At 34.7% G+C, this 20,755-nt stretch carries 20 protein-coding genes and 1 pseudogene; 11 read left to right on the top strand and 10 right to left on the bottom strand.

All coding sequences use genetic code 11. From position 1 onward, the window contains the following. Positions 1 to 231 (top strand): annotated as a pseudogene (locus tag HMPREF3031_RS11345) (transposase); the annotation flags it as partial. Positions 232 to 391: 160 nt separating this feature from the next. Here HMPREF3031_RS11345 and groL read toward each other — a convergent pair. Next, positions 392 to 2,011, bottom strand: coding sequence for a chaperonin GroEL (gene groL / locus HMPREF3031_RS11340; protein WP_002481715.1), 1,620 nt, complete (start codon positions 2,009 to 2,011; stop codon positions 392 to 394). Between the two features lie 38 nt (positions 2,012 to 2,049). Next, the gene (groES, locus tag HMPREF3031_RS11335) at positions 2,050 to 2,334 is read right to left on the bottom strand and encodes a co-chaperone GroES (RefSeq protein ID WP_002481716.1); all 285 of its coding nucleotides are present in this window, start codon (positions 2,332 to 2,334) and stop codon (positions 2,050 to 2,052) included. A gap of 216 nt (positions 2,335 to 2,550) precedes the next feature. Between groES and mroQ the strand changes: the two genes are divergently transcribed. Beyond that, positions 2,551 to 3,294 (top strand): intramembrane glutamic endopeptidase MroQ, encoded by a 744-nt coding sequence (mroQ, locus tag HMPREF3031_RS11330; RefSeq protein ID WP_002481717.1) that lies wholly within the window; start codon positions 2,551 to 2,553, stop codon positions 3,292 to 3,294. A gap of 88 nt (positions 3,295 to 3,382) precedes the next feature. Here mroQ and HMPREF3031_RS11325 read toward each other — a convergent pair whose 3' ends face one another. Beyond that, on the bottom strand, positions 3,383 to 4,801 hold the full coding sequence (locus HMPREF3031_RS11325; protein WP_070724957.1) for an SdrH family protein: 1,419 nt from the start codon (positions 4,799 to 4,801) through the stop codon (positions 3,383 to 3,385). A 220-nt stretch (positions 4,802 to 5,021) separates the two neighbouring features. Here HMPREF3031_RS11325 and HMPREF3031_RS11320 point away from each other — a divergent pair, with 220 nt between their 5' ends. Then, complete coding sequence (locus HMPREF3031_RS11320) at positions 5,022 to 5,822, top strand: carbon-nitrogen family hydrolase (protein WP_002481719.1); 801 nt, start codon at positions 5,022 to 5,024, stop codon at positions 5,820 to 5,822. Positions 5,823 to 6,126: 304 nt separating this feature from the next. Here HMPREF3031_RS11320 and HMPREF3031_RS13555 read toward each other — a convergent pair whose 3' ends face one another. Beyond that, entirely contained in the window at positions 6,127 to 6,291 is a 165-nt protein-coding gene (locus tag HMPREF3031_RS13555) for a delta-lysin family phenol-soluble modulin (RefSeq protein ID WP_158257062.1), read from the bottom strand. Positions 6,292 to 6,602: 311 nt separating this feature from the next. On the opposite strand from HMPREF3031_RS13555, the gene HMPREF3031_RS11315 reads away from it, so the two are divergent. The 4 genes from HMPREF3031_RS11315 to agrA are packed head-to-tail and all read left to right on the top strand — an operon-like array spanning position 6,603 to position 9,384. After that, the gene (locus HMPREF3031_RS11315; RefSeq protein WP_002481720.1) at positions 6,603 to 7,181 is read left to right on the top strand and encodes an accessory gene regulator AgrB; all 579 of its coding nucleotides are present in this window, start codon (positions 6,603 to 6,605) and stop codon (positions 7,179 to 7,181) included. Further along, complete coding sequence (agrD, locus tag HMPREF3031_RS11310) at positions 7,181 to 7,318, top strand: cyclic lactone autoinducer peptide AgrD (RefSeq protein WP_002481721.1); 138 nt, start codon at positions 7,181 to 7,183, stop codon at positions 7,316 to 7,318. Before HMPREF3031_RS11315 ends, agrD begins: the two co-directional genes overlap by 1 nt. A 45-nt stretch (positions 7,319 to 7,363) precedes the next feature. Next, a complete protein-coding gene (agrC, locus tag HMPREF3031_RS11305; protein WP_002481722.1) occupies positions 7,364 to 8,665 on the top strand; it encodes a quorum-sensing sensor histidine kinase AgrC in 1,302 nt (433 codons plus the stop codon). 2 nt (positions 8,666 to 8,667) lie between these two features. After that, positions 8,668 to 9,384, top strand: a complete 717-nt coding sequence (gene agrA, locus HMPREF3031_RS11300) for a quorum-sensing response regulator AgrA (protein WP_002481723.1) — start codon at positions 8,668 to 8,670, stop codon at positions 9,382 to 9,384. Between the two features lie 74 nt (positions 9,385 to 9,458). Here the strand turns inward: agrA and HMPREF3031_RS11295 are convergent, their stop codons facing one another. Then, on the bottom strand, positions 9,459 to 10,943 hold the full coding sequence (locus HMPREF3031_RS11295; protein WP_070724954.1) for a GH32 C-terminal domain-containing protein: 1,485 nt from the start codon (positions 10,941 to 10,943) through the stop codon (positions 9,459 to 9,461). A gap of 235 nt (positions 10,944 to 11,178) precedes the next feature. Between HMPREF3031_RS11295 and HMPREF3031_RS11290 the strand changes: the two genes are divergently transcribed. Together HMPREF3031_RS11290 and HMPREF3031_RS11285 are read left to right on the top strand one after the other, a co-directional pair. Continuing rightward, a complete protein-coding gene (locus HMPREF3031_RS11290; RefSeq protein WP_002481725.1) occupies positions 11,179 to 12,267 on the top strand; it encodes a YeeE/YedE family protein in 1,089 nt (362 codons plus the stop codon). Between the two features lie 55 nt (positions 12,268 to 12,322). Further along, positions 12,323 to 12,547: a sulfurtransferase TusA family protein gene (locus HMPREF3031_RS11285; protein WP_002481726.1), complete on the top strand. Its 225-nt coding sequence runs from the start codon at positions 12,323 to 12,325 to the stop codon at positions 12,545 to 12,547. Between the two features lie 50 nt (positions 12,548 to 12,597). On the opposite strand, the gene HMPREF3031_RS11280 is transcribed toward HMPREF3031_RS11285, so the two are convergent. Then, positions 12,598 to 13,239 (bottom strand): redox-sensing transcriptional repressor Rex, encoded by a 642-nt coding sequence (locus HMPREF3031_RS11280; RefSeq protein WP_002481727.1) that lies wholly within the window; start codon positions 13,237 to 13,239, stop codon positions 12,598 to 12,600. Positions 13,240 to 13,803: 564 nt separating this feature from the next. Between HMPREF3031_RS11280 and HMPREF3031_RS11275 the strand changes: the two genes are divergently transcribed. Both HMPREF3031_RS11275 and HMPREF3031_RS11270 read left to right on the top strand, forming a co-directional pair. Next, positions 13,804 to 15,729, top strand: a complete 1,926-nt coding sequence (locus HMPREF3031_RS11275) for an ABC-F family ATP-binding cassette domain-containing protein (protein ID WP_002481728.1) — start codon at positions 13,804 to 13,806, stop codon at positions 15,727 to 15,729. A 339-nt stretch (positions 15,730 to 16,068) separates the two neighbouring features. Beyond that, on the top strand, positions 16,069 to 17,664 hold the full coding sequence (locus tag HMPREF3031_RS11270; protein WP_002481729.1) for a MutS-related protein: 1,596 nt from the start codon (positions 16,069 to 16,071) through the stop codon (positions 17,662 to 17,664). 57 nt (positions 17,665 to 17,721) lie between these two features. On the opposite strand, the gene tsaD is transcribed toward HMPREF3031_RS11270, so the two are convergent. The 4 genes from tsaD to tsaE are packed head-to-tail and all read right to left on the bottom strand — an operon-like array spanning position 17,722 to position 20,294. After that, positions 17,722 to 18,747 (bottom strand): tRNA (adenosine(37)-N6)-threonylcarbamoyltransferase complex transferase subunit TsaD, encoded by a 1,026-nt coding sequence (gene tsaD / locus HMPREF3031_RS11265; protein ID WP_002481730.1) that lies wholly within the window; start codon positions 18,745 to 18,747, stop codon positions 17,722 to 17,724. Then, the gene (rimI, locus tag HMPREF3031_RS11260; RefSeq protein WP_096754679.1) at positions 18,747 to 19,166 is read right to left on the bottom strand and encodes a ribosomal protein S18-alanine N-acetyltransferase; all 420 of its coding nucleotides are present in this window, start codon (positions 19,164 to 19,166) and stop codon (positions 18,747 to 18,749) included. Before rimI ends, tsaD begins: the two co-directional genes overlap by 1 nt. Before the next feature lie 20 nt (positions 19,167 to 19,186). Further along, a complete protein-coding gene (gene tsaB, locus HMPREF3031_RS11255; protein ID WP_002481732.1) occupies positions 19,187 to 19,852 on the bottom strand; it encodes a tRNA (adenosine(37)-N6)-threonylcarbamoyltransferase complex dimerization subunit type 1 TsaB in 666 nt (221 codons plus the stop codon). Continuing rightward, on the bottom strand, positions 19,821 to 20,294 hold the full coding sequence (gene tsaE / locus HMPREF3031_RS11250) for a tRNA (adenosine(37)-N6)-threonylcarbamoyltransferase complex ATPase subunit type 1 TsaE (RefSeq protein WP_002481733.1): 474 nt from the start codon (positions 20,292 to 20,294) through the stop codon (positions 19,821 to 19,823). The genes tsaB and tsaE overlap by 32 nt, the downstream gene beginning before the upstream one ends. Between the last annotated feature and the right edge of the window lie 461 nt (positions 20,295 to 20,755).

The following is a 20,755-nucleotide window of genomic DNA, read 5'->3' as shown; positions in this document are numbered from 1 at the left end:
GAAATCAATAGCGTTGCTCCTAAACTTCAAACAGTTGTTAAAACACTAAGAAAGTACAATAAATTGATAGAAAATACTTTTGAATACAGTAACTTGACCAACGGTCCACTTGAGGGAATAAATACTAAAATAAAGCTGATACAGAGAATATCTTTTGGTTATAGGAATTTTGGTGATTTACGCAGTCGTATCATTTTAAGTACAAATCTTTTTGCAGCTAATCCAAAAAAGAGAGCAAGCAACTTTATGCTGCTCAATCTCTGTGCTTTAGCTCACCAGTCCTATTTGACAGAGAGCCCAAAAAAGACGCTTCATTAGCTATACATACTAATGAAGCGCCTTTTCTATTGATAGCAGTTGATGAATTAAACTGCTTTATTTATGATATCTCTTACATCATGCCTGGCATGCCCATTCCTGGGTTGCCTGCATCATTATTTTCTTCAGGAATTTTAGCTACTACAGCTTCTGTTGTTAAGAACATTGCTGCTACACTTGCGGCATTTTGTAATGCTGAACGTGTTACTTTTGTAGGGTCTACGATACCTGCATCTAACATATTCACCCATTCACCAGTAGCTGCGTTGTAACCAACACCTGGATCTGCATGTTTTAATTTTTCAACGATAATTGAACCTTCTAAACCAGCATTTTCAGCAATTTGACGTACAGGTGCTTCTAATGCTTTTAAGACGATATTAATACCTGTTTCAACATCACCTTCAGCTTCAATTTCGCTGACACGTTTGTATACATTCACTAATGCAGTACCGCCACCAGCAACAATACCTTCTTCTACTGCTGCACGTGTAGAGTTCAATGCGTCTTCGATACGTAATTTACGTTCTTTTAATTCTGTTTCACTTGCAGCACCGACTTTAATTACTGCTACGCCGCCAGTTAATTTAGCTAAACGTTCTTGTAATTTTTCACGGTCGAAATCTGAGTTAGTTTCTTCAATTTGTGATTTGATTTGTGATACACGTGCATCGATAGAATTTTTATCTCCGTCACCGTTAACAATTGTTGTATTGTCTTTAGTAACTTCCACTTTATTCGCTGTACCTAACATATCAATAGATGCATCTTTCAAGTCATAACCTAAGTCATCAGTGATGAACTGTGCACCTGTTAAAATTGAAATGTCTTCTAACATTGATTTACGACGATCACCGAAACCTGGTGCTTTAACTGCGACTGCAGTAAATGTTCCACGCATACGGTTTAATACGATGTTTGTTAAAGCATCGCCTTCTACTTCGTCAGCAATGATTAAAATTGGGCGATTAGATTGAACAATTTGTTCTAATAATGGAAGGATATCTTGGAATGAGCTGATTTTTTTATCAGTCACTAAGATATATGGACGTTCTAATACAGCTTCCATTTTTTCAGAGTCAGTTACCATATATGGAGATTGGTAACCTCTATCAAATTGCATACCTTCAACTACGTCTAATTCTGTGTTGAAGCCGTTTGATTCTTCAATACTGATAACACCGTCATTACCAACTTTATCCATTGCTTCTGAAATGTATCGACCGATTTCTTCATCAGCTGCTGAAATAGCACCAACTTGTGCAATTTCATTTTTATTTTCAACTTTTTGAGATTGATCATGCAAAGCTTGTACCGCTTCGCCTACTGCTAAATCGATACCTTTACGTAAACCAACAGGGTTCGCACCGCTTGTTACGTTTTTTAATCCTTCTTGAATCATTGCTTGTGCAAGTACTGTAGCTGTTGTTGTACCGTCACCAGCAATTTCATTTGTTTTATTCGCAACTTCTTGCACTAATTTTGCACCCATATTTTCATATGGATCTTCAAGTTCAATTTCTTTCGCAATCGTTACCCCGTCATTTGTAATTAAAGGTGCAGTAAATTCTTTGTCTAGCACCACGTTACGACCTTTAGGTCCGATTGTTACTTTGACTGCATTCGCAAGTTGATCTACACCGCGAAGCATTGATTGACGTGCATCTTCAGAAAATTTTATTTCTTTAGCCATATGTTTATAGCCTCCTGTTATTTGTTATGATTGATGTATTATTGTACGATAGCTAGAATTTCTTCTTCACTGATAACAAGGTATTTGTCTTCACCGACTTGTACTTCACTTCCGGCATATTGTTCAAATACCACAGTGTCGCCTTCTTTAACTTCAGGCGTAATAACAGTACCATTATCTAAAGTTCTGCCTGGTCCGACTGCGATAACTTTACCTTCATTAGATTTTTCTTTCGCTTTATCAGTTAATACGATTCCGCTCTTAGTTGTTTGTTCACTTTCAACTCTTTGAATTATCACGCGATTCCCTAATGGTTTAAGCATGGTCGTTCCTCCTCTAATCTGTTGCAATTGTTTATTTCATATTTGATTTATTTACATATCAAGTTTTGTTTAGCACTCTCATATCCTGAGTGCTAATCCACTTTCTATATTAATCAAAATTGGTCAATACATCAAGCAATTAGAATTTTATTTTCCTCGCACAAACTTTTAGTTTAAAATGAATATAGCAACTAGATAGTATGGAGGAGTTACATTATGTCACGACTATGGTTTTCAATCCTAACCTTGATCGTTTATGGACTTGCATTGTTCGGTCCACAGATGTTGTATCGTGCTGGTTTGTTTGATCATTTTAAAGGCAAACAACTTATGCTTACGACATCATACACACAAGTCATTTTAATGATTTTAGCAGCATTGGTCATTTTGTGGATGAATTATAAAATCAAAAACAAAACACGTTTAGAATTACAACCGAAAGTCCAAAAACGTTATGTCATTCTTTGGGCCATTGTAGGGCTCATTGTCGTACTGTTATATCAAATTATTGCTTCTCTATTAAATCATTTTGTATTTAAAATCGATCAGCCAAGCCCGAATACAACCGGCATTATGAAAATTATTCAAGAAGCGCCTATTTTCATTGTACTCGTGGCAATTGCTGGACCTTTCTTAGAAGAATTCGTATTCAGAAAGGTTATCTTCGGTGAGATTTTCAATATTCTTAGAGGTAATAAAGTCATACGTTTTATCATTGCTGGCACAGTCAGCTCAGCATTATTCGCTATGGCACATAACGACCCAAACTTTATTTTAATTTATTTTGGTATGGGCTTTATTTTAGCTGGTTTTTATGTTTACACCAAGCGTATTGCCGTGCCCATTTTAATTCATATCTTCATGAATAGTTACGTGGTCGTCATTCAATTATTATTCGCAGACGATCTTAAAAAAATGCAAGAATCTGTATCATTTATTTTTCATATGATTGGATATTAAAAAATCACGCAACAGGTTACTCTCGAACTTGTTGCGTGATTTTTTTGAATTAGGTTCTATTAATATAGTTACTAATCTAAATACTATATTATTGCTTCTTTCGTTTCATAATCATTAATACAATACACCAGATAAATGCAACCCCGAATACAATTAACAAAGTGTTGAGTAAGCGTGGGTATTTCTGATTATCAGTTGTTTTTTCTTCTTGTTTCTTTTTCGCTTTATCTGCATTTTGTTTTGTATCTTCTGAAGGTTTGGTTGTCTGTTTAGCTTCAGCATGCTTATCTCGTTTTACTTCTTTTAAATCTGGCATTGAGCCTAAGTCACTTGTTACTAATCCTAAAATTTGCAAGTCTAGATTTGCATAATATTGTTGCGCTCTCATAGGACTGAAATACTGATATTTGAAATAGCCCGTACTTTGCTGTAAATTATTTAAATTACTATTATTACTAAAATTTTGCGGTTGCAACACTGCATGAACATCATCTTCAGTAGACTGCGTATCATCACTGATCATACCCACTTGATGAACAATAAACGGATTATATCTAAATGACCCTGTAATCAAATGGCCATAACGGTCACCAATTAAACCTAAATTTGAAAAAGGCATTACTTCATCCGAAGCTTGCTGTTCATTTAAGCCTCCATTTAAAGAAGGTGTTGCCGAAGCGAAATTAGAACTGTTCGGTATATAGTCAGCTGATGGATGATAGCTTGAAGTTGGCGTGACTTGTTGATTCGGTTGATATGAATTTTGTCCAGATTTATTGTTGCTTGGTAAATTATTGTCTGATGGGCCTTGTTCTGGTGTTTCTGGTGTAGTGGGTCCATCTGGCATTGATGGTTCTCCTGGTTCAGGCTCCTCTGGTGTTGGTTCGTCTGGCACAGGTTTTTCAGGTGATGGTTCAACTGGATGTGAACCGCCCTCTCCTCTTTGTGGAATCGTACCGCCACCTTGTCCTTTATCATTTTCACTATTATCTTCAGGTTTTTCTGTATTATCGCCTGAAGATGGTTTTTCTTCTGGATTTGTAGGTTCGGGTTGGGTTTCAGTATTATTACTGCTGTCATTTGGGTTGTCTGAACTTTCTGCACCTGTTGAACTGCCTCCAGGTTGATCGTTTGGTTGAGGTTTTGTTGTATCTTGTGAAGTGTCTTCTTGTGTTGTATTTGTCTCCTCATTTGTCGATGTATTATTTGATTGTGTTGTTGTTTGGTCTTCTTTTTGTGTTGTAGTATCACTCTGTTGGTTTGGCTGAACACTAGATGAAGTACTTTCATTTGAAGTGTCACTCGGACTTTGAGTTAACGTTTCTTCTTCAGGCGCGCTTTGATTATTTAAACCATCTGATTGTGTTTTAGTTGTTTCTGTTTGTTTTGAAACAGGTACTTGTTGATTACTTTGTGTTTGTTCTGCGGCATGTGTTACTGTACTTGGTAATAGCAACCCAGTTGCAGCGATGGTCAATGTTAATTTTTTGTATACTTTCTTTTTCATTTTAACGCACCTCCTTTTATCAAATATAGCAATCAACTTAAGTATATAAGAACTTATCTTTAAATTCTATATGTATATTAGAATGAAAAGAAGTGTTAATATACTTAATAATTTGTAATAATCCAAATAAAGCACTTAAATATCAGATTATTATCAATATTGGAAATTCATAACGTACTTTAGTACAGTAATATTAATAAAAGAATGGAGAGGATTATCAATGAAAGTTCAACTATTTCAATTCAATCTTGCACATGGTAATGCGAAAGCTAACCAAGATAAGATTGAATCACTATTTTCAAAACACCTTGAATCTGATACAGACGTCGCTGTTTTACCTGAAATGTGGAATAACAGTTACGCACTAGAACAATTATCTACTTTATCAGATGATGATTTAAAAGAGAGTCTATCATTCATTCAAAAGCTAAGCCGTGCTTATAACGTTACAATTGTTGCTGGATCAGTTTCTAATAAGAAAAAAGGCAATACTTTTAATACTGCATTCACAGTTAACGCACAAGGCGAATTGATTTATCAATATGATAAAGTACATCTCGTTCCTATGTTAGATGAGCATTTATACTTAACTGGCGGTGAAACTGTTCCTTATGTCTTTTACCTCAATGAACAAGTGCGTGCGTCACAAATCATTTGCTATGACTTACGATTCCCTGAAATTGCACGACACCCTTCTATTGAAGGTGCAGATATTTTATTCTATGTAGCTGAATGGCCAATGGCACGTTTAAATCATTGGCGTACTTTGCTCCAAAGCCGAGCGATTGAAAATGATATCTTCGTTATCGCTTGTAATACTTGCGGTTTTGAAAAAGATGGTGGCACAGAATACGCGGGTCATTCTCTTGTGATTAATCCGAATGGAGAAATCTTAGCTGAAGCAGGAACTGAAGAAGAAGTCTTAACTGTAGATATTAATCTTGATGAAGTTAAGCAGCAACGACAAAATATTCCTGTCTTTGATAATAGACGCCCTCACCTTTATAAATATGATCAATAAAAATAACCCATGAGTTTGGGAGGAACTCATGGGTTTTACTTATTATTAAGGGAATGTTTACAGTTATTTTTCTATCTATTTTTGGGGATGTTATTAATTATGAAAAAAATTTAGTGAATTTACCGATATTTGATAAATTTAATGTTACTCACGATAATTTAACTACAATGATATGCATACCGAACGCTTCATTTCCGATATACATATATGAGAGATGCAGGAATCAATGCAAGGACAAACACCGATTCCTGCTTTAAGGATTAAACAATTTAGTGCTTATACTCAAAGGACAATAAATAAGGAATTATTTTTGAGTGAATTTTTGAACTGTTTCGATGATTAATTTTACGAATTCACCGATAGTGCCTACGATATCTCCTGCCATGTGTATTGCCCCCTTTCTTTTCAATATAGGATGATCAGTTAGTCTAAGGCATGTTAGACCTACGAAGAATATTAACGATGCCATAAACCAATTTCTTTGAAATATTAAGATGAAGTAAGGTAACCACATTGACTTCAAACACGATATGTTTATGTAATATGTTACCTGAATTCTTATCACATCTCTGTGATACATCTTCATTAAAACATCATTTCTAAAGTTAATGTTAAATAATCCCTAACTTATGATATTTCAATCATAACTGTCTATAAATATATGTTAAAATGACGATAATAGTAGATTTTCTACAGTTTGGAATAAAAAACGAACAGTTAGGCAATGAATCAATAAAATATCCTTTTTAGTTGTATAATGTCAGTGAGGAGAGTGAGGCTATGCAAAAGGCTTTTTATAGGCAGGTTGATCGTTGGGCTCAAGCCCTTCAAAAAAGAAACAATCTAGACCGTATCGCTTATTTAAAAATAAAGCTTGGCCTAGAAGTCTTTTTCAATAACCTTTTCAAAACGATTGTCGTTTATGGACTTGCTCTTCTATTCCATGTTTTCTTATACACACTAACTGTTCATTTAAGCTATTTTATTATCCGACACTTTGCACACGGTGCGCATGCCAAATCAACACTTGCATGCTATATAGAAAGTATTGTTTTATTCGTAATGTTGCCATGGCTCTTAGCAACGTATCATGTACCAATCAACATTATGATTACTCTTGCAGCAATCGCAGTCATTTTACTTTGTATTTATGCACCTGCTGCTACAGTTAAGCAACCAATTCCCACACGACTGATTAAGAAAAAGAAAATCACGGCAATCATTCTTGCAACATTAATGTTTGCAATTTCATTCCTTGTTCCTAATGCTTACCAACAAATGATTTTGCTAGGTATCACATTACAAGGCGGTTCACAATTGCCAATATTTTTCCCTAAAAACAGAAAGGATGTATTGTAATGGACTTATTAAATGGTATCTTTAAATTATTCGCTTTTATCTTTGAGAAAATTGGAAACTTAGCTAAGTATAACCCATGTTGGGGTTACTTCGATGAAACTGAAGTACCAAGAGAATTATTAGAAGAAGATAACTAAAATCTAAAGAGTACAATCTTCATTGTATAAGAAAGTGTGTATAACATGGAATTATTAAACGGTATGTTTATAGCGACTTATCAAGGTATCTTACTCTTTTTAATCGCTAAAATTATTTTGAACTTATGCTACTCTTATAAAGAAATAGCTATACTTATAGCGATAAATATATTGGGAAGTTTTTCATATATTATCATTGGTAAATATGCACTATTTATCGTGATATTACTTACCGCAATCTATTTATACAAAAAAATAAAATTATACTCTTTGCTGACAATGGTAGGAAGTGTCCTAATTTTATATTTAGGTAACCTTTCTGCCATGTCTGTTTTTATACTGCTTGATGCATACGATCCTAAAAGAATATTTATAAATGTTCTTTACTTAATAACATTTACAGTGGTTTCTATACTCTTAGCCTATGCAGTTAGATTTTTAATTAAAAAGTTAAGAACATCTTATTTATCTAGTAATAAGTTTTATATAGGAACAGTTACTACCTTTTTAGTAGCTACTTTTATTGTCATATATGTATTAATGCCTTCTAACATTAATTCTAGCGAATCCTTTAAACTTGTAGTTCTAGTTTATGTTGCTTTCATTCTCGCCGTAGTTGTTTTAGTGTTAGTAATCAGCTTCACGGTATTACGAGAAATGAAGTATAAGAGACAAGTTGAAGAAATAGAGAATTATTATAAATACACGTTACGTATTGAAAAGATTAATAATGATATGCGCAAGTTCAGACATGATTATGTGAACATATTACTTTCCATGTCTGAGTACATTCGTGATGACGATATGCCTGGTTTAAGAGCTTATTTTGAGGAACATATTGTTCCACTTAAAGATAATATGCAGACGAATTCTTTTAAAATCAATGGACTCGAACGTTTACAAATTCGAGAGTTAAAAGGTTTGTTGACGACTAAAATTATTCAAGCACAAGAAAATAATATTAGAGTAAGTGTTGAAGTACCTGATGAGATACATCATATTTCATTAGACATGATTGACTTATCGAGAGTAATGGGGATTATTTTGGATAATGCAATTGAGGCTTCCACTGAAATCGATGATCCTTTAATTCAAATCGGCTTTATGAAAAATAAGGATGCCGTGATGATTATTGTGATGAATAAGTGTGCTAAAGATATCCCTAAAGTTCATGAACTATTTAAAGAGAACTTCTCAACTAAAGGTCCAAATCGAGGTTTAGGGCTATCAACTTTAAGAGAAATTATTGATCAAACGGATAATGTCTTATTAGATACTGTGATTGAAAATCATTACTTTATACAAAAACTTGAAATCATGAATACAGAGCACGAGGATGTGAAATAAACGTGAAGATTATTATATGCGAAGATGATGTACAACAGCGTGAACACATTGAATCCATCATTGAAAATTATATTATGATTGAAGAAAAACCTTTAGAAGTGGCGCTCTCAACGGGTGATCCTTATGAGGTATTAGAATTCGCTAAAGCTACAAATGAGATTTGTTGTTACTTCTTAGATATTCAGTTAGATTCTGATATTAACGGTATTAAGCTTGGCAGCGAACTTAGAAACTATGATTCTGTCGGCAGTATTATCTTTATTACTAGCCACAGTGAACTCACTTATCTTACTTTCGTTTATAAAGTAGCAGCCATGGACTTTATTTTTAAAGATGACCCTTCAGAAATGAAATCTCGAATTATTGATTGTATCGAAACTGCATTGACGAGACTACAGTTGCTTTCAAAAGAATCTAGTCTCGAAACAATTGAGTTAAAACGTGGCAGTAACTCAGTCTATGTTAATTACGATGATGTCATGTTCTTTGAATCCTCGGCAAAATCACATCGTTTAATTGCGCATTTAGACAATCGTCAAATCGAATTTTATGGCAACTTAAAAGATTTAAGCCAATTAGATGACCGCTTCTTCCGTTGTCACAATAGTTACGTCATTAATCGCAATAACATCGAAGAAGTAATATCTAAAGAACGTGAGGTCTACTTTAAAAATGGTGAACACTGTTATATCTCAGTAAGAAATTTAAAGAAAATCTAATCAAACAGGGCTGAAATCGCAATTGATTTCAGCCCTTCTTTTCTACTTATTCTTTTTATATTTCCACTTATAATTTATTGCTCCGAGTTATCTTCTACTTCATATATACCATGCAAATCATATTTCGTGAATTTTAAATATGCTTGACCTGATTCTGTACCTACACGTATTCCTTTACTATTCTCTGGAGGGAAAATGCGTGAAGACATAACACGCTCACCATGATTACAGAAAACTTCAATACTAGACTGGTCTACAAAAATTTGTAAATGCTCTAAATCTCGACTCAATTGTACTGAACATTTCGTTTCAACATTTGCAAGCGGTACTTCTCCACTTTCACTGCAATCTAATGTCACTAAACGAGAATGTGTGTTATACGTCACTTTTGTCGAATTCCATTTTGAGACTTTTACTTCAAAATAGATTTCAGTCGCATCATTTTCCAAAATTTCAATCTGCAGTTCAAAGTTGTCGCCTTCATAAGGGTGGAGCTGTTTCGCAAATTTATTGGCATAACCTAATGCTGTTTCTTCGTTATATCTTAATTGTTTTAAGCTGGAGTGTGGTGTTTGATATATCTTTCCGTTGTGCATAGTAAGTTGTCTTGGAATAGAAAGACAAGGAACTTGTGCAATTTCAGGCAAATGTTCATATTCGCCTTCTGTTTTTAATAAACCGATTAAGACACGCGAACCTTCAGCATCTTCGAACGTTTGAGGGAAGACAAAACCAAAGCCGTCATCCCACAATTTGAAATCGCCATGATTCATCTTAAAGTTATGGAAATGTAAATGCCCCATTAAGTAACCTGCTTTAAATGCGTGTTCCGTATTTTCAGCTGTAAAAGTTAAAATGTCATAACCGTTCATAGTGAAATAATCAGATGCATGCCAAAAATCACCAAAGTGAGAAAGATTTGTATGGACGGGTGCAATCAATTGCCATTGATTGAGATCGTCAGCATGATAAGCTAATAATCTTCCTTGTCCTTTTTCTGTTTGTGCACTTAACAATGCAAAACGTGCTCCATCTTTTTCAAACACTTTTGGGTCTTGTACATTTTGAACATAGCCTTCAGGCACTTCAAAATTGATAGGTTGCTCATATTTTTCGATTTCACCTGTATGATTTTTCACTGCATGCAGTTGCGTGAAAGGTGCTTCAATAACAGCATCTTTACTTTTTGCTGAGTATATAAAATATGTCTGCTGATTGATCTCTATCGCACTGCCGCCTTTAATCCCCTCATCATCAAATAATCCGTCTGGTTTTAACATAATCTGTTCTGTAGGATTTTGTATTAAATCAGGAGTTTGATATGCGTAACTATAGCTTAATCCATTATTAATCGTAAATGGATACCATACATGACTTATTAAATAATGCTTGCCATCAAATAATAGACCATTCGGTTTACCCGCTGAACCAAATGGCGGCTGTAAATGGAATGTTTGTTTATACGGTGAAGAAGCGAACTTGTCTTTGAGTTCAGCAATTCTTTCAGCTGGTAGTTGTTCTATTCGTTGCGTTTCTACTTCATTTATCCAATCTTGCATCAACCATGTCCTCCTAATTAAACGTTTATCATCATTTCTTTTATTTTAGCATATTTATATACGCCCACCTATCCTCTTTTTCATACGGATTTCTATCTATGACATTTATATCAATTTTATAAGATAATACTTGTGCTTAATCAATTAATAATTTAGGGTAAAATTATACCCTTGCAATTTGGTCAATTGTATATTAGGATAAACCTTATCAACATTATCGGAAAAGAGGGGTTAAATGATTTGGATGATTATCAGCGGTCTAATTGTGGGGAGTTTACTAGGATTTGTAATGCAGCGGACACGATTTTGTTTAGCCGGCGGATTTAGAGATATGTATGTTCAAAAAAATAATAAAATGTTTTACGCTTTACTCATTGCAATTTCTGTTCAAGCAATTGGCTTATTAGCTTTCACAGCGATAATTGGCAAACCTTTAGATAACGGAACATTCCCAATTATCGGAACAATTGTTGGATCATTTGTTTTCGGTGTTGGAATTGTATTAGCTGGTGGTTGTGCTACTGGTACTTACTACCGTGCTGGTGAAGGTCTTATCGGCAGCTGGTTAGCTTTAGTTGCTTATGCAGTATTCTCAGCTATTACTAAAGCAGGATTGTTAAAACCAGTGATGGAAGGTCTTAATTCAAAAACTAATGTTAATGCAGATATGTCAACAAGTACAGGTATTCCTGCTTGGGTTTGGGTCATTGTCATTACAGCAATTACAGTGTTCTTTGTTGTTAAAACAGTACGTAAACCTAAACCGAAAATTGCAGTCCCTAAATTAAAACAAAAATTCACAGGTGTACGTCACTTCTTCTTTGAAAAGAAATTCCACCCATTCGTAGCAGCAATTGTTGTTGGATTAATAGCGTTACTTGCTTGGCCAATGAGTTATTCAGCAGGCCGTGAAGGTGGTTTAGGTATCACTACACCTTCTTCAAATTTAGTACAATTTATCATCACAGGTAAAACATCATTCTTAGACTGGGGTGTATTCTTAGTCTTAGGTATTTTCATCGGATCTTATATTGCAGCTAAAGGTTCACGTGAATTTGCTTGGAGATTACCAGATAAAAAGACTTTAAGAAATAGTGTTATCGGCGGTGCATTAATGGGATTCGGCGCTTCAGTTGCCGGCGGTTGCTCAATTGGTAACGGCTTAGTTGCAACAGCAGCATTATCTTGGCAAGGCTGGATTGCTCTTGCATCAATGATTTTAGGTACTTGGTTAATGAGTTACTTTATCTTTATTAAACCAATGAAATCATTACGTAAAGCACCTGCTAAAACAACTGCTTCAAGACCTGCAACACAATCATAATTAAGTTAAAATAGCCATAACGAATAAAAAGTTTTAAACAAAGGAGAATGAATCTATGGTATACGAACTAGGAACAGTCGGAATGGTTTGTCCTTTCCCTCTTATCGAAGCACAGAAGAAAATGGAAGAATTAGAAGTCGGAGACGAATTGAAAATCGACTTTGACTGCACACAAGCGACAGAAGCTATCCCAAACTGGGCAGCTGAAAAATCTTACCCTGTAACAAATTACGAACAATTAGGAGACGCTTCTTGGACAATTACAGTTCAAAAAGCCTAAACTAAAAAAGGAGTTTGCATTGAATAAAAATTCAAGCAAACTCCTTTTCTTTATTTACGATTCATATTATTCATAAAGAAGAGTAAAGACTGTAATTCTACCCCTAAATCAATATGATGTACTGATACATTATCAGGTACATCGATACGTGAAGGTGTAAAGTTTAAAATACCTTTTACGTTACTAGCGACAAGTTGATCAGCAACTTCTTGTGCTGCTCTTCCAGGTGTTGTGATAATCACTACATCTAAATTGCCTTTTTTCAAAATATCATGAATGGCATCCATGTCTTTAACTACAACTTTTCCAATTTGCGTACCGACTACATCCGCGTCAATATCAAACGCTTCTGTAATCACCATATCATCGTGGATTGAGAAGTTATATGAAAGCAATGCTTTCCCTAAGTTCCCTACGCCGACTAAACCAATACGAATTACATCACTTTCGCTGATTTCGCCTTTAAAGAATTCTAATAAACTCTCCACATTGTAACCATAACCTTTTTTACCCAGCTCACCAAAATATGAAAAATCTCTTCTGATGGTAGCTGAATCAATATCCAATGCTTCACTGATTGTTTTAGAATTCACTCTATCTATCCCTTTTTCTTGAAGGGTATTCACGAATCGGTAATATAAGGGTAATCGTTTCAAAGTCGCGCGAGGAATTTTATTGTTTTGATTAGCCAATTTATTTTCCTCCAAATCTTTCTAACTACTATCCCAAACTTTATTCAGTTCAACCATAATAAAACTATACTTTTAATCGTATGAAGTTATGTTAATTTAGCCATGGAGTTGTGAAAAGTAGTCATTTTATCGACTATTAGCAGATTATAGTATTATCATAGTTAATAATGCTGTACAACAATACTCAGCTTGTTTCTGGAATCATTTTTTATTATTTAAGTATACCGTATGATTTCAGAAATTGGAATGACTGTATTATCAACATTTTAGTGAATACGCTCTTTATTACACTAAAACATCCATAATTGCATTTGTAAATTACAGCAATGTACTAACTATTATACGATTAGAATTTTGTTTTGAACACATTTTTTTAAAACAAATCATAATTAATGGTCTGTATTAAATGTGTATTGACACAAATTTCTGATAAAATATTCAATCTTTTAATTTCGCGTGATATGTTAGGAATTCATGTCAATTGCGCTTATAATAGTAACTAAGCGACGCTTTTTAGGAAGGAGGACTACGAGATATTTATAGACAAATCTCGTATAAATTTGAATGATATTACTACAATTAAACAATGTCTCAAAATCCTTCGACGGGGAAGAAATCTTTAGTGATGTCCACTTTGAAGTAAAGAGTCATGAAAAAATAGGCATTGTCGGCAGAAATGGCGCTGGCAAATCAACATTAATGAAAATCATTGCTGGTGTGGATGGTTATGATAGCGGCAATGTCTCGAAAATCAAAAATTTAAAAGTCGGTTATTTAACACAACAAATGACCTTAGATACTGACCATACCGTATGGGAAGAGATGTCTAAACCTTTTGCGTATCTTAAACAAATGGAACAAGAAATGCAGGCAGAAACTAATTGGTTAGCCAATCATGCTGATGAATATGAATCTGAGACTTTCAAAGACCATATGGCAAGATATGAAGCTTTGTCTAACCAATTTGAACGCTTAGAGGGGTATCAATTTGAAAGCAAGATTAAAACGGTCTTACACGGACTAGATTTTAACGAAGAAGATTTCAATCGTTCAGTAAATGATTTCAGCGGTGGTCAAAAAACGCGTTTGTCACTCGCACAAATGTTATTGAGTGAACCTGATTTATTATTACTCGATGAGCCGACCAACCATTTAGATATGGAAACAACACAATGGCTCGAAGATTATTTGAATTACTTTAAAGGTGCTATCGTTATTATCAGTCACGACCGCTTCTTCTTAGATAAAACGGTCAACCAAATCTACGATGTCGCACTCGGTGCAGTTCAACACTATGTCGGCAACTATAGTAAATTTATCACACAACGTGATCAATACTATCAAAAACGTATGCAAGAATACGAACGTCAACAAGCTGAAATTAAACGACTAGAAACATTTGTCGAAAAAAATATCACACGTGCATCAACAAGCGGAATGGCTAAAAGTCGTCGAAAAGTTTTAGAAAAAATTGAACGTATCGATAAACCGATGTTAGATGCTCGCAGCGCTAATATCCAATTCGATTTTGATCGTAATACAGGTAATGACGTATACCATATTAGAAACTTAGAAATCGGTTATGCAGAGCCTGTGATTGCACCTATCACAATGGAAATCACTAAAGGAAATCATTTAGCAGTCATTGGACCGAACGGTATCGGAAAATCAACATTCATTAAAACTGTAGCCGACCGTATTCCTAAATTAGGCGGCGAAATTATTCATGGCGCAAATTTACGTGTCGGTTACTACGATCAAAAACAAGCAGAATTCAAATCTAATAAAACCATTTTAGACTATGTATGGGACCAATACCCTACCATGCCAGAAAAAGATGTACGTGCAGTATTAGGTCGTTTCTTATTTGTTCAAGATGATGTTAAAAAAATTATCAATGATTTATCAGGTGGTGAAAAAGCCCGCTTACAATTGGCATTATTGATGTTAGAACGTAATAATGTCTTAATCCTTGACGAGCCTACCAACCACTTAGATATCGATTCTAAAGAAATGTTAGAACAAGCACTTCAAGATTTTGAAGGTACTTTAATCTTCGTTTCACATGACCGTTACTTTATTAATCAACTGGCAAATAAAGTTTTCGATATGCAACCAGATGGCGGTACTGTTTACGCAGGCAATTATCAATATTATTTAGATAAAACTGAAGAGAAAGCCGCGATTGCCGCAAAAAATGAAGCACAACAAGCAGCACAAATCTCGACTGAAGAAAATACGAATTCATACGAAAATCAAAAAGCACAGCGTAGAGAACTACGTCAGCTAGAACGCCAAATTGAAAACTGTGAAGCAGAAATTGAAAAGTTCGAACAACAAATCGAAACCATCGATCATCAATTAACACAACCAGAAGTATTTAATGATCCAGAAAAAGCTGCACAGTTAGCTGAAGAAAAAGACACTATCGAACACCAACTCGAACAAGTTATGGAAACGTGGGAAGAATTACAAGAAAAAATAATATAAACCATAAAGGTTACCGAGGACTAGAAATGAACACTTCATTTTTAGTCCTCTTTTATTACAATTCCTTAACAAAATTATCAACATTAAAAATCCCTTAACATCAACTATCCACAGAGTTATCCACTTTATCCACAGGTAAAGAGACACCATTTTAAAGACTATTCACATCACTTTCCACAGTTATTCACCTATTTACCCACACTTATCCACGAGTTATTCACTTATTGTTGATAAGTACGCATGTTCGCTATTGACAAAACAACAACTCAATCAAAATTGGCGACTGCCCAATATTATGAGATACTATAAATAATTCATATAAATAGAGAGGTATTATTCATGGATAGTGTACTTAATATTTTCTTATTTTTAATCTTCATGTGGCTAGTGATTACAGCGCTTTATATCATACTCACTTACTACCAAAAATACCGCGCTGCACAACGTATACGTTCATTATGGGATGCACGCGCTAAATCTGAAAGCTTCATACGTCCCAATCAACATTATCGCTATCAATACGATACATATCATCAGCAATATGAACATACACTCGATGATAAAACATGGTCCGATTTAAATTTAGACGACGTGTTTCAACAACTCAATTATAATTTCACCGCTATTGGTGAAATGCGCTTATACGCAACACTTCGAGGCATGTTTAAAGTTAACAACCAAAGCTTGATTAACAAGTTCAAAAATCATAAAACATTTCGTCAAAGTGTGTCTGTACATTTATCACAAATTGGCAAAACAATTTACCCAATGTTTCCGGATCAAATCAAACCGATTAAAATGCAAAATATTTATTATCTATGTCCTTTGCTTCCTATTATAGGTTTGATACTTGTACCTATTCTAAAGGGCCCAGGCTTATTAATATTACTCTTTACGATTGTGTTGAATATCTTTCTAAGCGGTAAATTATCCAAACACTACTCTGAATATATCAACGCAACCTTTTATTCTGTTAATGTCATTAAAAAAGCTGAACGTATTCATCAACTTGAACAAGCACCTGAACTTGATGTGAATTTCAAACATTTCGCGAAAGCCAAACGATTCAGTCCCCTACTAGGTAAAGTTTCACCTGATAACGAAGGCGGTGCGATGGCAGAATTTATTAAACTCGCTTTCATGTTAGATTATGTTATTTTCAATTCAGTTCAAAATACCTTTACTAAGCATCAAGATGAACTGATGGCTTGTTATGACTATGTCAGTGAAATTGACAATCATTATGCGATTGCTTTATGGCAAGAAACTTTAGAATCATATACACATCCTGAAGTCACACAACAACCTGAATTAGAATTCAACGCGTTGGTTCACCCTTTACTTGAGACACCTGTCCCAAATGATTTAAACATTCAGCGAAATATCTTACTGACAGGTTCGAACGCATCAGGTAAATCGACGTTCATGAAAGCTGTAGCACTCAATTTAGTATTAGCGCAAACTGTTGATACAGCATTAGCGACTCAATTCAAATATAAGCCTGGTATGATTTTAACTTCTATGGCGAATCAAGATGATGTACTGAGCGGAGATAGTTACTTCATCGCAGAATTGAAATCTATCTTACGCTTAATGGATCAAACAGACACTTATTGTTATTGCTTTATCGATGAAATATTTAAGGGAACGAATACAACAGAGCGCATTGCTGCTTCTGAATCAGTTTTAAATTACCTTGCAGAACATCCCGAATACAGAATCATTGCGGCAACGCATGATATTGAATTATCACAACTACTTGAACAGGATTTTGCGAATTATCATTTTAATGAAACGATTAAAGATGATGAAATTTATTTTGACTATAAAATCAAACCAGGTAAAGCAGATACTCGTAATGCAATTGAATTATTACGCTTAATGCACTTTCCTGATGCTGTTTATCAAAATGCATTAAAAAACACAAAAAAGTAGAGAAGCAAAATAACCGCTTCTCTACTTTTTCTTTTATCAATATTTCTTTTTATTCAATTATTCTACTGAAAATTCTTCAATATCAATACTGCTTTTACCATTTAAATCTAAATCAGCTTTTAATCCAGCTTCATATAAATAATGACCTGCTGCACCAATCATCGCCGCATTGTCAGTACATAACTTCGGACTTGGAATTGATAATTTAATCTGATGTTCTGCACATGCTTCTTTAAGTGCTTTTCGTAAACCTTTGTTGCTTGCAACACCACCTGCGACTATTAACTGATTCACTTGATACGTTTCACATGCTTTAATCGCCTTTTGTACTAAAACTTCAACGACACTATTTTGGAAACTTGCCGCAACATTTTCAGGAATAATTTCTTCATTCTTTTGTTTCAAGTTATGCAGCTTATTGATAACTGCACTTTTTAAACCACTGAAGCTAAAATCAAAACTATCCGGTTCTAGCCATACACGTGGGAAGTCGTAGACATCTTCCCCTTCTGTTGCGAGTTGATCGACTTTCGGTCCGCCGGGATACGGCAAGCCGATTGTACGTGCCACTTTATCATAAGCTTCACCGACTGCATCGTCTCTTGTTTCACCGATAACTTCAAAGTTTAAATGGTCTTTCATATAAACTAACTCCGTATGACCACCTGATACTATCAGTGCCATCAACGGAAACTCGAATGGTTCTTCTAAATTATTCGCATAGATATGACCTGCAATATGATGCACCGGGATTAATGGTTTATCATATGCATATGCTAATGCTTTTGCTGCATTGACTCCGATTAAAAGTGCACCGATTAAGCCTGGACCTTCTGTCACCGCAACCGCATCTATTGCTTCCATATCTGTATGCGCTGTTGTTAAGGCCTCATCTATCGTTTGTGTGATACCTTCCACATGATGACGGCTCGCTACTTCAGGGACCACGCCGCCGAAACGTTTATGACTTTCAATTTGACTCAGCACAGTATTGCTTAAGATTTCTTTGCCATTTTTAATCACACTGGCACTTGTTTCATCACAGCTTGATTCTATTGCTAAAATTAATGTATCTTTTTCCATTATAAATCCACCCACATTACGAGTGCATCCTCGCCTTCTCCATAATAATTTTTTCGTTTGCCGCCGTAATTGAACCCTAATGATTCATAAACACGACGCGCAATGCTGTTTTCAATACGTACTTCTAAACTCATAACCTCACATGTTTGTCTAGCGAAATTCATCGCATACTCCACAATTAACTTTCCTAATCCATACCCGCGCATCTTTTCAGTTACCGCAACTGTCGTAATTTGTGCTTGATCAATGACGGTCCATATACCGATATAACCAATAATCTCTTGCTCATATTCCATCACAAAATAACGTGCAAACTGATTACGTTCGACTTCATGATAAAAAGCATCAATAGTCCAAGAGCTATCATTAAAACACAAGCGTTCTAAATCAAAGACCTTCGGCACATCCTCTACAGTCATCAATCGTATATTCAAGCCATTTAATTCTGTTGCGTTTTTAACCAATTGCGTTCTGCCTCAGAAAGTTTAAGATAGTCTGGTTTAAAGGTATGGATATTTTCTGGTTGCGTAATTAAACTTTGCATCACGCTGGCTTTAGGAAGTTGATGAATTATCGGTCCATTTAGCAACTCAGTAATATTTTCTAAATCATGACCGACAAAAACGTGTGGCTGTTGTTGTTGATTCAGATAATCATTTAAATCTGTAATCAACATATATTGGTCTTCTAATAAGTTAACAAGTTGACCTTCTTGGTATTGATAAATACCTGTATAAACCGCTTCTCGTCTTGCATCAAACACGGGAACAATTAACTGTTCAGTCTGTGTATCAGGTAAAGTTGCAGCTAAGGCTTCTAAAGATGAAACGCCATATAACTCTGTATTTAATGCATAAGCTAACGTTTTAGCAGTCGTAACACCAATTCTTAATCCAGTGTAAGAACCAGGACCTTTAGCAACGATAATTGCATTAATATCTCTTTTAGTGATACCTGCTTCTTCAATGATTTTTTGAATCGCCGGCATCAGTTGAACAGAATGATTACGTTTAATATTTGTGGTATGTTCTACTAATATATTTTCATCTTGCATCACTGCAAGCGACATAGGCTTATTGGATGTATCCAGCAGCAAGTAAATCACGTGTGACGTCCTCCTTCAGTTGTGCATAATGCGCACCTTGTGCTTCTATTGTAATTTCTCTTTTATTTTCATCTACTGTAGTAAGATTAATCGTTAAATGATTATCTGGCAATAAGTCTTGAATAAATGTACTCCATTCAATAACGGTTACTGCATGATCATCAAAATATTCATCGAACCCTAAGTCTTCATCAGAATCTTCTAAGCGATAGCAATCCATATGATGAAATTTCATGTTCGTTCCTTTATAAGATTTAATAATATTGAAGGTTGGAGAATTAATTGTACGTTTCACTCCTAAATGCTTACCGATGAATTGACTTAATGTTGTCTTTCCTGCACCTAAATTACCATTTAATAAAATTAGATCTTTGGGTTGTAAATGCTTTGTCAGTATTTCAGCAAATTGATTCATTTGATCAATATTGTTGATTGTTATCATTTTCAAGTCTCCTATTTTCTATTCTGTATGCGTACAGAAATTTCGTCTTCTATATTGTAACATGGCATGCAACTGCTTTTGACTATAATGATTGTTTGCTTTAAAAATGAAATATGTAATTATTAAAAACGTTTTCATGTATGAAATTAAAAAATTTTCAGAAATCCGGTTGACATCCCTCTGGACATGTAGTAAATTAAGTTTATCAAATTTTTAGACAATTCAAATTTATTCATAAAACCATTCGAAAGGAGCAAATTGAAATGACTAACAGAACACAAGCAAATACTCTACCGACAACAACAAATATTTTAGTCATTTTATTAATTTGCTAGGACTCGAACTTTAGTAAAAACCATTACTAAATGTTTAAGTCCTATTTCCGATTGAATGGGACTTCCATTGACGTCCCAATAATTATTGGGACGTTTCAGACTGTCGACAAAGTCCTACGGACTTGT

This window comes from Staphylococcus sp. HMSC072B07, assembly GCF_001815505.1.
Lineage (GTDB): Bacteria > Bacillota > Bacilli > Staphylococcales > Staphylococcaceae > Staphylococcus > Staphylococcus simulans.
The sequence above is the reverse complement of the archived record's forward strand: the minus strand, read 5'-3'. Positions and strand labels throughout refer to the sequence as shown.

Excerpts from the sequence above, each read along its gene's own strand:
- groL (WP_002481715.1), bottom strand. The coding sequence starts at position 2,011 with ATGGCTAAAGAAATAAAATTTTCTGAAGATGCACGTCAATCAATGCTT.
- groES (WP_002481716.1), bottom strand. The coding sequence starts at position 2,334 with ATGCTTAAACCATTAGGGAATCGCGTGATAATTCAAAGAGTTGAAAGT.
- mroQ (WP_002481717.1), top strand. The coding sequence starts at position 2,551 with ATGTCACGACTATGGTTTTCAATCCTAACCTTGATCGTTTATGGACTT.
- HMPREF3031_RS11325 (WP_070724957.1), bottom strand. The coding sequence starts at position 4,801 with ATGAAAAAGAAAGTATACAAAAAATTAACATTGACCATCGCTGCAACT.
- HMPREF3031_RS11320 (WP_002481719.1), top strand. The coding sequence starts at position 5,022 with ATGAAAGTTCAACTATTTCAATTCAATCTTGCACATGGTAATGCGAAA.
- HMPREF3031_RS13555 (WP_158257062.1), bottom strand. The coding sequence starts at position 6,291 with ATGGCATCGTTAATATTCTTCGTAGGTCTAACATGCCTTAGACTAACT.
- HMPREF3031_RS11315 (WP_002481720.1), top strand. The coding sequence starts at position 6,603 with ATGCAAAAGGCTTTTTATAGGCAGGTTGATCGTTGGGCTCAAGCCCTT.
- agrD (WP_002481721.1), top strand. The coding sequence starts at position 7,181 with ATGGACTTATTAAATGGTATCTTTAAATTATTCGCTTTTATCTTTGAG.
- agrC (WP_002481722.1), top strand. The coding sequence starts at position 7,364 with ATGGAATTATTAAACGGTATGTTTATAGCGACTTATCAAGGTATCTTA.
- HMPREF3031_RS11295 (WP_070724954.1), bottom strand. The coding sequence starts at position 10,943 with ATGCAAGATTGGATAAATGAAGTAGAAACGCAACGAATAGAACAACTA.
- HMPREF3031_RS11290 (WP_002481725.1), top strand. The coding sequence starts at position 11,179 with ATGATTTGGATGATTATCAGCGGTCTAATTGTGGGGAGTTTACTAGGA.
- HMPREF3031_RS11285 (WP_002481726.1), top strand. The coding sequence starts at position 12,323 with ATGGTATACGAACTAGGAACAGTCGGAATGGTTTGTCCTTTCCCTCTT.
- HMPREF3031_RS11275 (WP_002481728.1), top strand. The coding sequence starts at position 13,804 with ATGATATTACTACAATTAAACAATGTCTCAAAATCCTTCGACGGGGAA.
- HMPREF3031_RS11270 (WP_002481729.1), top strand. The coding sequence starts at position 16,069 with ATGGATAGTGTACTTAATATTTTCTTATTTTTAATCTTCATGTGGCTA.
- tsaD (WP_002481730.1), bottom strand. The coding sequence starts at position 18,747 with ATGGAAAAAGATACATTAATTTTAGCAATAGAATCAAGCTGTGATGAA.
- rimI (WP_096754679.1), bottom strand. The coding sequence starts at position 19,166 with ATGACTGTAGAGGATGTGCCGAAGGTCTTTGATTTAGAACGCTTGTGT.
- tsaE (WP_002481733.1), bottom strand. The coding sequence starts at position 20,294 with ATGATAACAATCAACAATATTGATCAAATGAATCAATTTGCTGAAATA.